The 12,586-nt window shown below is 64.5% G+C and carries 11 protein-coding genes and 1 riboswitch; of the genes, 6 read left to right on the top strand and 5 right to left on the bottom strand.

Going from position 1 to position 12,586, the window contains the following annotated elements:
• Positions 1-137 precede the first annotated feature (137 nt).
• Positions 138-419, top strand: a complete 282-nt coding sequence (locus HRQ64_RS06035; RefSeq protein WP_172122590.1) for a hypothetical protein — start codon at positions 138-140, stop codon at positions 417-419.
• Here HRQ64_RS06035 and HRQ64_RS06030 read toward each other — a convergent pair.
• A complete protein-coding gene (locus HRQ64_RS06030) occupies positions 416-898 on the bottom strand; it encodes a hypothetical protein (protein WP_172122589.1) in 483 nt (160 codons plus the stop codon). The two genes, HRQ64_RS06035 and HRQ64_RS06030, sit on opposite strands and share 4 nt — an antisense overlap.
• Positions 899-1,047: 149 nt before the next feature.
• Positions 1,048-1,135, top strand: a riboswitch (glycine riboswitch).
• 157 nt (positions 1,136-1,292) lie between these two features.
• Here HRQ64_RS06030 and gcvT point away from each other — a divergent pair.
• The 4 genes from gcvT to gcvPB are packed head-to-tail and all read left to right on the top strand — an operon-like array spanning position 1,293 to position 5,738.
• Positions 1,293-2,462, top strand: coding sequence for a glycine cleavage system aminomethyltransferase GcvT (gene gcvT / locus HRQ64_RS06025; protein WP_172122588.1), 1,170 nt, complete (start codon positions 1,293-1,295; stop codon positions 2,460-2,462).
• 13 nt (positions 2,463-2,475) lie between these two features.
• Entirely contained in the window at positions 2,476-2,841 is a 366-nt protein-coding gene (gene gcvH, locus HRQ64_RS06020; RefSeq protein WP_172122587.1) for a glycine cleavage system protein GcvH, read from the top strand.
• A gap of 12 nt (positions 2,842-2,853) precedes the next feature.
• Entirely contained in the window at positions 2,854-4,197 is a 1,344-nt protein-coding gene (gene gcvPA / locus HRQ64_RS06015; RefSeq protein WP_172122586.1) for an aminomethyl-transferring glycine dehydrogenase subunit GcvPA, read from the top strand.
• On the top strand, positions 4,194-5,738 hold the full coding sequence (gene gcvPB, locus HRQ64_RS06010; RefSeq protein WP_172122585.1) for an aminomethyl-transferring glycine dehydrogenase subunit GcvPB: 1,545 nt from the start codon (positions 4,194-4,196) through the stop codon (positions 5,736-5,738). Before gcvPA ends, gcvPB begins: the two co-directional genes overlap by 4 nt.
• 1,051 nt (positions 5,739-6,789) lie before the next feature.
• Here the strand turns inward: gcvPB and HRQ64_RS06005 are convergent.
• The 3 genes from HRQ64_RS06005 to HRQ64_RS05995 form a co-directional block, all read right to left on the bottom strand.
• Positions 6,790-7,395, bottom strand: a complete 606-nt coding sequence (locus HRQ64_RS06005) for a hypothetical protein (protein ID WP_127752187.1) — start codon at positions 7,393-7,395, stop codon at positions 6,790-6,792.
• A gap of 9 nt (positions 7,396-7,404) precedes the next feature.
• The gene (locus HRQ64_RS06000; RefSeq protein WP_172122584.1) at positions 7,405-7,911 is read right to left on the bottom strand and encodes a peroxiredoxin; all 507 of its coding nucleotides are present in this window, start codon (positions 7,909-7,911) and stop codon (positions 7,405-7,407) included.
• A 105-nt stretch (positions 7,912-8,016) separates the two neighbouring features.
• A complete protein-coding gene (locus tag HRQ64_RS05995) occupies positions 8,017-8,835 on the bottom strand; it encodes a protein-disulfide reductase DsbD domain-containing protein (protein ID WP_172122583.1) in 819 nt (272 codons plus the stop codon).
• A gap of 129 nt (positions 8,836-8,964) precedes the next feature.
• On the opposite strand from HRQ64_RS05995, the gene HRQ64_RS05990 reads away from it, so the two are divergent.
• A complete protein-coding gene (locus tag HRQ64_RS05990) occupies positions 8,965-9,540 on the top strand; it encodes a YqgE/AlgH family protein (RefSeq protein ID WP_172122582.1) in 576 nt (191 codons plus the stop codon).
• Positions 9,541-9,549: 9 nt separating this feature from the next.
• Here HRQ64_RS05990 and HRQ64_RS05985 read toward each other — a convergent pair whose 3' ends face one another.
• Positions 9,550-12,432 (bottom strand): EAL domain-containing protein, encoded by a 2,883-nt coding sequence (locus tag HRQ64_RS05985; protein ID WP_127752183.1) that lies wholly within the window; start codon positions 12,430-12,432, stop codon positions 9,550-9,552.
• Positions 12,433-12,586: the final 154 nt, after the last annotated feature.

Raw genomic sequence — 12,586 nt, 5'->3', positions numbered from 1 at the left:
GATTCCGGAAAGGGCTTGAACCCCTGTGCCACGGGACAGCGGCGACTCAGGTTATGCTTCACTGCACACGCTCGCTGTGAACCCGTGACCGGGCCCAAGGGTTGTCCCTGCGGGCGAAGTGCATGGGATGATGCGAGATGGATAAGCTGCGGCGCGTCGAGGTCAGTGCCGACGATGTCTGGGGGCAATTTGGCTGGGCGGAGCGTCCAGTCTGCTCATGCGGGCAACTGGCCCAGGCCGTGGAAGATCAACTGATCTTTGTCAGCCCCGAGCTCGTGGGCGAAGGCGCGCAGGCGAGCAATCTCTTTTATCTCCTCCCCGTTAGCGGCGACGGGTTCTTCGCGCTCAATGAAGGCGTCGCCATCGCCTGCTGTCCCTGGTGCGGTGATCCAATCCGGGGCCGGCGCGGGCCCGCCTAGGACGCCTTGAGCGCCACCGCCACGGCGCGACACTGCTCCAGATCGCCAGCAATCAGCTCGTCCACCGCCGGCGTTCCCGCCTTGATGTTCTCGACCACGCGATCGGTATAAGCGGCGAGGATGGGCTCGATTTCCCCGGCCACCTGCGCCACCGCCGCCGTAATGCTCGGGATCTGCGCTTGCTGGCTCGCCACCTGAAGGAACAAAGCGCCATCTTCGGGCGCATAGATCGTCGGATCATCCGTGGCGCCCTGCCCCTGCTGCTGCAAGGCATAATGCAGCCGATAAACGGCTATGCAGCGCTTGAGGGCGGGCGAGAGATCATCCAGCCCGGATTGCTCCGCCGCCTCCGATGGGTAAGGCGGCAAACTCTGCGGATTGATCATGCCGACAAGCGGCGCCAGTTCCGCCGCCCTGCTCACCGGCACGAGGCTTGCGATCAACGTCACGGCTAGTGCAACAGGACCAAGGCTTTGCATCGGTGATCTCCCCAAGCTCGCCGCACCCTAGCGCCCGCGCAGCGTGCTGGCAAAACCCGTTGCCTGTAGCGCTGGCTCCATCACCGCTCTGCGATGGCCGGGACCAACACAAGGAGTCGATTGACGGCTTCAAGAATCTCCAGCATGTTGCCGCCACTGCGGGAGAGACTGGGTTTCTCCAGCGCCGAAGGAGCAACCGCCCCGGAAACTCTCAGGCAAAAGGACCGCAGTTTACGCGATAACTCTGGAAAGCGGACCGCACGCTGTGGTCCCACCGAAGGAGCAACCGGCGCTCAGCCGGGAAATCTCTCAGGTGTCGAGGACAGAGGGGGCACGCCATTCGCCGCAGGGCGGATGCAGTCGTGTCGCCTTGTTCATTTTCCGGGATGCGTTTATGGCCCAACTCGCCGCCGAAGCTCTCAAGACCACGCCGCTTTATGAGCGCCACCTCGCTGCCGGTGGGCGCATGGTGCCCTTTGGCGGCTATAATCTCCCCGTCCAGTATCCGCTCGGCATCATGGCCGAACACAAATGGACGCGCGACCATGCCGGGCTCTTCGATGTCAGCCATATGGGCCCGAGCTTTTTGCGCCTTAGCCATCCCAGTGGCAATGCCGAGGCGGATCATGCCTCCATTGCGGCGATCATCGAGCCCCTGATCTGCGGCGACATCCTCGGCCTCACGCCGGGCCAGATTCGCTACACCCTGCTGCTCAACGAGCAAGGCGGCGCGCTCGATGACCTGATGGTCGCCCGCTCGTCCCAGGCGGGCGGCGAGCTTTACATCGTCGTCAATGCCGGCACCAAGGACGCCGATTTCGCCCGCATCGAAGCGGCCGCCGGTGATCGCGCGACCCTCGTGCGCGCCGATGCCGATCATGCGCTGCTGGCGCTGCAGGGACCCGACGCGGTTGCCGTACTCGGCGCGCTCGTCCCGGGCGCCGCGGATCTGGGCTTCATGACCTATGCCGCCTTCCCTTGGGCGCACGGGCAGCTCCTAGTCGCCCGCTCCGGCTATACCGGCGAAGATGGCTTTGAAATCCTCGTGCCCGCCGCTGCTGCGCCCGCTCTTTGGGACCTGCTGGTGGCCGATGAGCGCGTCAATCCGATTGGCCTTGGCGCCCGCGACAGCCTGCGCCTCGAAGCGGGGCTCCCACTTTACGGGCATGACCTCAACTCCACCATTTCTCCCATCGAGGCCGGGCTCGGCTTTGCCGTGAGCAAGCGCCGACGCGAAGCGGGTGATTTCCCCGGCGCCACCCGCATCCTTGCCGAACGTGAGGGCCAGTTGAGCCGCGTGCGTGTGGGCCTCCTGGTTGAAGGCGCCCCGGCCCGTGAAGGCGCCGAAATCCTCGATGCCGCCGGCGTCCCGATTGGCATTGTCACCAGCGGCGGCTTTGCCCCATCGCTGGGCAAGGCCATCGCCCTTGGCTTTGTGCCACCCGCCCAGGCCGAACCGGGCACAAGGCTCCTCGTCGCCGTGCGCGGCCGCAGCCAGCCCGCCGAGGTCGTCGCCACCCCGTTCGTTCCCCACCGCTATTTCCGCAAAGCCAAAGCCAGCTGAGAGGCCTTCTCCCATGACCACCAAGTTCACTCCCGAGCACGAATATATCCGCGTTGAAGGCACCACCGGCATTGTCGGCATCACGCCTTATGCGCAGGAACAGCTGGGCGATATCGTCTTTGTCGAGCTGCCCGAAGTCGGCAAGCAGCTGACCAAGGGCGCCGAAGCCGCCGTCGTTGAATCGGTCAAGGCCGCGTCCGAGATCTATGCTCCGGTGTCGGGCACCGTCACCGAGGTCAATCCGGCCCTTTCCGGCCAGCCCGGCCTCATCAACAGCGATCCTGAAGCCGAAGGCTGGTTGTTCAAAATCGCTATCGCCAACGCCGCCGAGCTCGACACCCTGCTTGACGCCGACGGCTATGCCGAACTGACGCTCTAGGCGGACCCCCTCATGCGCTACCTTCCCCATTCGGCGGCCGAACGGTCCGCCATGCTCAATGTAATCGGCGCCACGAGCGTCGAGGCGCTGTTCAGCGCCGTGCCCGCAAGTGCCCTAAAATCCTTTGATCTCGACCTGCCCGCGCACAGCCCCGAATATCTGGTCGAGGCGCATATGCGCCGCCTCGCGGGCATGAACCATGCCGCGGGGGATGGCCCGTTCTTCCTCGGCGCCGGCGCTTATCGCCATCATGTGCCCGCCACGGTCGATCACCTGATCCAGCGCTCGGAATGGCTCACCGCCTATACGCCCTATCAGCCCGAAATCTCGCAGGGCACCCTGCAGATGCTGTTCGAGTTCCAGACTCAGGTCGCCAAGCTCACCGGCATGGATGTGGCCAATGCCTCGCTTTACGATGGCTCCACCGCCACCGCTGAAGCGGTGCTGATGGCCCGGCGCCTCACCCGCCGGCGCAAGATCGTGCTGTCGGGGGGCCTGCATCCCCAATATCGCGACGTCGTCCGCTCCTATCTCAAGGACGATCCCGATCTCGTCTGCCTCTCCCCCTCCCCCGAGGGCCAGGGCGACCTGCTCGACCATATCGACGGGCAAACCGCTGCCATCGTCGTGCAGACGCCCGATTTCTACGGCCATCTGCGTGATCTGCAGGCGGCCGCCGATGCCGCTCATGCCCAGGGCGCGCTCTTGATCGTCGTCATCACCGAAATCGTGTCGCTGGGGCTCATCGAGGCGCCCGGCGCCCTGGGTGCCGATATCGTCGTCGGCGAAGGCCAGTCGATCGGCAATGCCCTCAACTATGGCGGCCCCTATCTTGGGCTCATGGCAACCAAGAAAGAATTCATTCGCCAGATGCCGGGCCGTCTTTGCGGCGAAACGGTTGACGCCGACGGGAACCGCGGCTTCGTGCTGACGCTGTCTACCCGCGAGCAGCACATCCGCCGCGAGAAAGCCACGTCCAACATCTGCACCAATTCCGGGCTTTGCGCTCTGGCCTTCTCCATCCATATGGCGCTCTTGGGCGAGGCGGGCTTTGTGCGCCTGGCCCGCCTCAACCATGCCAATGCGATGCGGCTGGCCGATGCGCTGGCCGGGGTTGCGGGCATAGAGGTGCTCAATACGACCTTCTTTAATGAGATGACCATCCGTGTCACCCAGCCGGCTGCTGGCCTTGTCGAGCGGCTCGCCGGTCGGGGAATCCTGGCTGGGGTGCCCGCGAGCCGCCTCCTGCCGGGTGATCCCGAGGTGGAGAATCTCATCATTGTGGCCGCGACCGAACTCACCACCGAGTCCGATATCGCCGCCCTCACCGCGGCGCTGACGGAGGAACTGGCATGAGCATGAACAATCAGGGTCGGCCCTCCGGTATCGGCACCGGCGGCAGCACCAGCGCCTCTGGCTCGGCACTCATCCCCGATGAACCGCTGCTGTTCGAGATCGGCGATACCGAGCATTCAGGGGTCGATCTGCCTCAGGTGGAGCTTGCCAGTGATCGCTTGGGCGGTTTTGGCCGCAAGGCCAAGCTTGACTTGGCCGGCCTCACCGAGCCCGAAGCCATGCGCCACTATGTGCGCCTCTCGCGCATGAACCATTCCATCGACAGCGGCATGTATCCCTTGGGCTCGTGCACGATGAAGCACAATCCGCGCCTCAACGAGAAGATGGCGCGGCTGCCCGGCTTTGCTGACATCCACCCGCTCCAGCCGGTTTCCACCGTGCAGGGTGCGCTCGAGCTGATGAACCAGCTCAGCCATTGGCTGATGACCCTCACCAACACCGCGGCCGTGGCCCTCTCCCCCAAGGCTGGCGCCCATGGCGAACTCCTGGGCATGATGGCGATCAAGGCCGCTCAGGAAGCTGCCGGTCAGGCGCACCGCACTGTCGTGCTTGTGCCCGAAAGCGCCCATGGCACCAATCCGGCCACCGCCGCCTTCCTCGGCTATTCGGTCAAGGCCGTGCCCGCCCGCCCCGATGGCACCGTCGATGTGGAAGCGGTCAAGGCGGCATTGTCGCCCGAAGTCGCGGCCATCATGCTGACCAACCCCAACACCTGCGGCCTCTTTGAGCCCGAAGTGATCGAGATTGCCCAGGCTGTGCATGATGCCGGGGCGTTCTTTTACTGCGATGGCGCCAATTTCAACGCCATCATGGGCGTGGTGCGCCCGGGCGATCTTGGTATCGATGCCATGCACATCAACCTGCACAAGACCTTCTCGACGCCTCATGGCGGCGGCGGGCCTGGTGCCGGTCCCGTTGTGCTCTCCGAGGCCCTAGCACCCTTCGCGCCGGTCCCATTCGTGCGCAAGACCGCTGATGGGCTGGAACTGGTGGAACATGTGCAGGATCAGGCCCTGGGCCGCGTCACGGCTTTTCACGGCCAGATGGGCATGTATGTCCGCGCCCTCACCTATATGCTTAGCCACGGCGCCGATGGCCTCGCCCAGGCCGCCGAAGATGCGGTGCTCAACGCCAACTACATCAAGGCGCGCCTGCAGCATCTGTTCTCGGTGCCGTTCCCCGATTATCCCACCATGCACGAGGCGCTGTTTGACGACAGCTTCCTCAAGGATACCGGGGTTTCGACTCTCGATTTCGCCAAGGCGCTGATCGACGAGGGTTTCCACCCCATGACCATGTATTTCCCGCTGGTCGTGCACGGCGCCATGCTGATCGAGCCCACCGAAAGCGAAAGCAAGCAGACGCTCGACCAGTTCTGCGATGTGATGGTGGAACTGGCGACCGAAGCCAAGGCCGGCAATAGCGAGCGCTTCACCGCCGCCCCCACCAAGGCCCCTCGGCGTCGGCTCGACGAAACCCGCGCCGCCCGCAGTCCCATCCTGCGCTGGGAGCCCACCGAGCTGGCGCAAGCGGCGGAATAAGCCGCTGCTGGCTTCGGCGGCGTGAATGCAGCCCCCGGCACCAGCCGGGGGCTTTTTTGTGGGCGTGCGGGACAGACCCTGAGTCGACACCCTCCCCCTTGTGGGGCTTCGCGCCGTCCGCACCGCGGCCGATCGCTCCAGTGGAGCGATGGGAGGCAAGAAGGCCATGAGGGCTATGCCCGAATGGCTGAAAGGGTGGCGGTTCTGCGTGGGTGCAGCACCGGCCCGTCGCTAGACCGCCATTTGATGAACCGCCTTTTCAGTCGACACCCTCCCCCTTGTGGGGCTTCGCGCCGTCCGCTCCGCGGCCGATCGCTCCAGTGGAGCGGTCGGAGGCAAGAAGGCCATGAGGGCGATGCCCGAATGGCTGAAAGGGTGGGGGTTCAAACCTATCCAAGAACTCGATGCCGGGACTCTTAGACCGACTTATCCCGGCCTGACAATCGAGCCTGCGGCACCGTCTTCAAACGCCCTTTGTGGGGCAACTCGCAAGTTGATGATGGCCGCCCCCGTGGTTCGAGGCTACGCTTCGCTGCGCACCTCACCATGAGGGCTCCCGAAAGCTCCCTGCTCTTTCCAACCTTAACTCCCACTCACCAGCCCCTCCCAGCCCTCACCCTGAGGTGCCGCGCAGCGGCCTCGAAGGGCGAGGGCGCCAGCACCAGCCCCGCAACAAAATTATCCCCGCCCCCGAAAACCTCAGGCACAATCGCTCCTGTTCCCGCACAAGCTGCGCGGTCGCGACGAACGGTCGGTGCGGGAATGCCGGGTGAGGTGGAGGTCGCTCCATCTCCTGCGGTGACGGATGATCTGGCCCGACCTCACCCCGGGCACCGGGCACATCGTGCCCTAGTCGGCGCGGGTCCAAGCCGAGGACGGTCTTTCACCACAGAGTCCCTGGGAAACATGGGGCGAGGTGAGTTCCACCTCTATCCTGCAACGCCGGACGACCGGCACCGGGACGAATCTCGCCCCATGACGCAGCGGCAACCGCAGGGTTTAAAAACCCGGGCGGCGCTTTGGCACGCCCGGCTCGATTTCTGAGGTGAACTTAGCCGCGGGTATCGAAGCCCACCCAGATGGTGATCTCCTCGCCCCCGAGATAGGGAATGGCGACGTTTTCGACCACTTTGACGAACTCGGCCGATTGCGCGGGCGGCGTGATCGCCACGGGAATGGAGTATTTCTCCGAGAACACGGCCTGCCCATCGCGTTCCACCGCAAAGCGGATCGGCGCCGTTACCGATTTCTGGTCGCCGGCGGGGCCGAGCAGCACGCGGCCGACCACGCCCATCTGCACGGTGATGAGGCCATTGGAGACCACGCAATTGCGCGAGCTTTCCTCGATCACGCCCTGATACTGCAGCGAGCGCGGGTCCCCGGTGCGGCCATTGCCGTAGTAATACATGGCTTCCCCGCCCGGCCGCACCTTGATGGGCGGGCATTCGGTGGCTATCGCCGGCAGGGCATTGGTTTGCGCCTCGGCCATGGCGGCCGGGCTCGCGGTGGCGTTCTGCAGGTTCTGCTGGGCCGCCGGCGTGCCGTTGCCGCCCATCAACCCGCCCATGGAACAACCCGCCAACAGCGCCGCAACGACGCCCGCGCCACCGGCGCGCATACCGAACTTGCCCGCCGCTCGAAGCGAAATCTTGCGCATACCGGCCTCCTAGAGCGTCGAAGGGGTGTTGGCCGCTTCCAGCGCCATCAGAATGGCTGGCGCGCCGCTGGCCGTGATCCCGGGGCCCTCCTCGGGCGCCACGATCTGCACCACCCCATCGCGGATCACCAGCGCCGAGCGCATGAAGCGCTTGCCCATGCCGGCAACGCTGAGGTCCTTGCTCAGCCCCATGGCGTCGGCAAGCTCGCCATTGCCATCGGCCAGGAAGTCGATCTTGCCCACCGCGCCCGAGGCTTCGGCCCAGGCTTTCATCACATGGTGGTCGTTGACGGCGGCGCAAACAATGCGATCCACGCCTTGGGCGCGCAGCTTGGCCTCATTGGCGATAAAGCCAGGCAGATGATTGACGTGGCAGCCCGGGGTAAACGCACCGGGAACGGTAAACAACACCACAGTGCCCGTGCCCAGCACGGCATCGCTGGTGGTGTCAGTGCTCCCCTCGGCCCCGACAAGTTTTACCGGCACGGACGGAAGCGCATCGCCACTCTTGATCATTGCTGTTTTTGCTCCATTGCGGGCCGTCTGTGCGGCCGATACCGCCACCTTCCTGACCGGGATATGCGGCTTTGGTTAGGCATACAAGGGCGAACCCCGATTTCCTCAATCCTTGGGCGTTTGCGGCCCCTCGACCGTGCGAACCACGACATAGGGCCCGCGGCTGGTCATGAAGGTCAACTCGATCGTTTCGTTGTGCAGATCGGCGGCGCCATCCTCGCCTCGAACCGGCACCAGCACCAGCCCGGGCTCTGCCCCGCTTTGCGGGCTGCCAAACAGCGGCTCGCCCGAAGCGGTCGCGGCAATCAGCGAATCCGGCTCCACCGCCGGATCGGCAATCCGGACATCGAGGCTTTCGCCATCGGCCCCCAGTTGCACTCCGGAAATGGGCTCGCCCGACCCGTCCCAGGGAACGGGGATATCGGCCAAGGCCTGCCGGATGCGCAAACCATTGGCCCGGTCCGGCGCATCGAGCTGGAGCGGCAGCGTAAACCGGGCCTGGGCCGGCATGCAGATATCGGAGCAGATGCCCAACAGCGCCGAGAGCTCCACCACCGGCTCGGCGCCATCGACGCTCACCTCGATGGGCAGCACCGTTGGCCCGAAATAGACGTAGTCGAGATAGTCCGCGGTCTCAGAGCGGGAGGGATAGGGCCAATGGATCTGCCCGCCCGTTATGCCCACCGATCCGGTCCAATCGAGCTTGGTCGGCAAGCCCGTGTCGCCCGGCACCCGCCAATAGGTCTTGGTGGTTGCGGGCATGTCGATCTCGAGGCCCAGCATGGCCGAGCCATCGGCCCGCACTTCGCCGGTGCTGATCAGCCGGAGCTTCACCCCCGGCGCCACTTCCTGCCACGGCGTTTCGCCAGCCCAGGCGGGCGAGACGAGCACAAAAAGAGCGGCGATGAGCGGAGCGCACTGCATGGGCGGGCATTAACGCAGGATGAGGTGAAGAAAAAGCTGACGCCTCATCAGGGCTTCGTGATGCCCCCAACATGCCAACCTGCCGCAGCCCAACTTGGCAGTGCCGCGGGGAATGCCTATTATAGCGCTATGACGACACTTGAAGGACAGATGCTGGTCGCAATGCCTGATATGGCAGATGAACGCTTTGCCAAAAGCGTGATCCTGCTCGTTGGCCATAACGACGACGGCGCCATGGGACTGGTCGTGAACCAGCGCATCACCGAGATGCGGTTCGCCGATATCCTCGACGAGCTCGACCTGGGCGACCCCGACGCCGTGATCCGGCTGCCCGACACCATCCGCGAACGCCCGGTGATGCGCGGCGGCCCGGTGGAAAAGGGCCGCGGCTTCGTGCTGCATTCGGCCGACTACAAGAGCGGCAATACCTATGCCGTTGCCGATGGGGTGTGCCTGACGGCAACGCTCGACATCCTGCGTGCCATGGCCTTTGGTCCTGCGCCCAAGTCAGCGCTATTCGCCCTTGGCTGCTGCGGCTGGGGCGCCGGCCAGCTCGAAAGCGAGATCAGCAATAATGGCTGGCTCACCGTCCCCTTTACCCATGACCTGGTGTTCGAAACGCCGGTGGAACAGCGCTACGAGGCGGCGCTGGCCAGCATGCATGCGAGCCTGGCCAATCTGAGCACCGAAGCCGGCCACGCCTAGCCCTGAGGGCTAGCGCGCCAGCTGGGCGCTCAGATGCTTGGTGAATTCACTGGCGCTCATCGCCGCGCCAAACACGAAACCTTGCGCCAGGCGACAATTATGCTCGCGCAGGCGCTCCAATTCCGGCTGGGTTTCCACGCCTTCCGCGATCACGGCGAGATCGAGATCGTTGGCTAGCGCAATGATGGCGCGCATGATCGGCCCCTGCGTATGTCCAGCACCATTGACGGCACTGATCTGCACGAAGTCGGGCGGAATTTTGATGGTGTCGAACGGGAAGCGGTGCAGGTAACCGAGCGAGGAGTGCCCGGTGCCAAAATCATCGAGCGCGAGCCCGATCCCCAGCTTATGCAAGGCATCGAGCACAAAGGCTGAGTGCTCGGGATTGGTCATCACCTGTGACTCCGTCAGCTCAAGCTTGAGGTGGCTGGCAATGCCGGCATTCTGGCCGAGGATCGTCCGAATGTCGTTGAGCAACGCCTCCGTCGCCAACTGCGTCGGTGACAGATTGACCGAAACGAAGAACTCCTCGGACAGGTTGGGCAATGAACTCACCCAGTCCCGGGTGTGGTAGGCCGCCTGCTCAAAGGCAATGCGGCCCAGCCGCTCGATCTGCCCCGAGCGCTCGGCCAGGGTAATGAACTCCTCGGGTGCCACCACCCCGCGCGTTGGATGGTTCCAGCGCATCAGCGCCTCCGCACCGGCGATCTTGCCGGACTGGATATCCATGATCGGCTGGAACTGCACCTGTAGCTCGCCATTCTTCATGCCGCGCTCGAGGTCCTCCTCGCTGGTGCGGTTGTAGGCGGATATGGAGCGGGCCGAAGCGCGGTAAGCCTCGATCCGGTCGCCACCGAGTCGCTTGGCGTAGTACATCGCCAGCTCGGCATCGCGCAGCACTTCGGTGGCCGTAGCCGGCTCGCTGTCATAGATGGTAATGCCAATGGACGCTGTTAGCGTCAGGTCGCGGTCGCCGAAATTGAACGGCGCCTTGAGCGATTTGCGGATCTGCTCGGCCGTTTCGGCAATGCGCCCGGCGGTTTGCTCCGCGGCCAGCACCACGGCGAACTGGTCGCCGGTAATGCGGGCTACCGTATCGAGTGGACGCATGATGCGGGCGATGCGCCGTGAAATGGCCAGCAGCACTGAATCGGCGGCCGAATGCCCGATGCGTTCTTCGAGCTCCATGAACCGATCGATGTCGATCAGGAACACGGCCGGCTTGACGCCATTGGGGGTCCGGCCCCGTTCAAGGGCGCGGTCCAGCCGGTCAAGGAACAACTGCCGATTAGGCAGCCCAGTCAGGCTATCATGCACGGCGTCATGCAGCAGCCGCTCACGGGCCGCACGATCCTCGGTGACATCCTGGAGCGTGCCGACAATGCGGTTGACCTGCCCGTCGCCACCAAGCACCGGCTTCACCCGCATCCGGAAGGCCCGGTAATTGCCGTCATGGCCGGCAATGCGCATATCGGCCGAAACCTTGCCGCGCCGCAGCTCCACCAGCGTGTCGAACGCCGTGCGGAAGCGATCGCGATCCTCGGGGTGAACGCGGTCGAGCCAGCGCTTGATCGAGCCGCGCAAGGCGCCGCGCTTCTCGCCCAAGCGGGTCGCCAGTTCGTCCGACACCGAAACGCGGTCGCGCTCGATGTTCCAGTCGAAAACGAAGTCGCCCGAGCCCGTCAGTGCCAGCGCCCGGCGCTCGACCTCCGACAATGTGCCAATCGACACCTGCCCTTCCGAGAAAGCGTGCTGCACGGCGGTAAAGCCGAGCAGCATGACGGCGAGCACCAGCCCCCCGCCCACCGCCGGCTGGGCCACGTCATTGGAGACCTGCCCGGAAATCACCAGCCAACTGAAAAACAGCCAGGCAATGATGATGATCCAAGTCGGCACCAGCAGCACCGCCCGGTCATAGCCGCGCAGGGCAAGCAGAAGGATCAGGAAAAAGCCCGACACGCCAAGGAGCACGAGGACGAGACGCGCAATCGTCGCGGCGATCGCTGGCTGGAAAAACGCAAAAGCAAACAGCGCCAGGAACAATGCCGCCAGGCCGAGCGCCAAATGCACGAAGCGCAGATGCCAGCGATGCAGGTTGAGATATATAAAAAGAAAGCCCGCCAGGGTCGTGGCGATCCCAGCCTCCGAAGCTGCCCGGATGGGTTGCATTGCCCCTGCGGGCAGGCCCAGCAATCGGCCCAGCACGCCAAAATCGATCAGCAGGTAAATCAGCACCGCCCAGGCAAAGGCGGCCGTTGCAGGAAACACCCCGCGGCCCTTGACCACAAACATGATGGTCAGGAACACGGCCGCAAGCGAGGCGACGCCCAGCACCACCCCTCGGAACAGCGTGAAGGAGTTCACATAATCGCGGTAGGCGTTGGGCTCCCAGAGATAAAGCTCCGGCAACTCGCCGGTCGCCAATTCAGCCACGAGCGTTACGGTCGCACCTGGATCGAGCGTAATCTCGAAAACATCGGCCTCGCTATCGGCCAGCCGCACCGGGCGAATGCCGGCGCTTGGCGTCAGCGCGGTGATCCGCTCATTACCCAGGTCCGGCTGAAACACGCCCGAGCCTGGCAAACGGAAGAACGGGGCCACGAGGAGCCGCTCGATCTGCTGGTCGCTATCATTGCGCAGCGCAAACAGGGCCCAGTTGGGATTGGTGCCCTGCTGGCTGGCCAAAACCTCGATGCGGCGGATAATCCCGTCCTCGCCGGGCGCGGTAGACAGTTGTACCCGCCCCTCACTGCCTTGCTGGAGCTGAACCACGTCCGAAAGGTTAACGGCGTTGACGTCCTGGGGGACGGTAATAACCTCAAGGGCGGCGACGGGCGCGAGGCCCAACAGCGCGAGTGCAAGGCAGGTCGCGAGAGCAATAAGGTGACGCATCAGGGGCGATTATATCCTGCGCTAGGCTGCATTAAGGCAGTGGTCCGGCGCGTTCAGAAGCGAAGGGCGACGGCTTGGCGTGGCGACATTGCGCTGTGGTAGCCGGGAAAGCTGAATCGAACAAGCTTTGCCCAGTGTTGCTGATGCGCAACGG

The organism is Devosia sp. 919, from assembly GCF_013185965.1.
Classification (GTDB): domain Bacteria; phylum Pseudomonadota; class Alphaproteobacteria; order Rhizobiales; family Devosiaceae; genus Devosia.
Note: the sequence above shows the minus strand (reverse complement) of the source record. Positions and strands in the feature narration are given on the sequence as shown.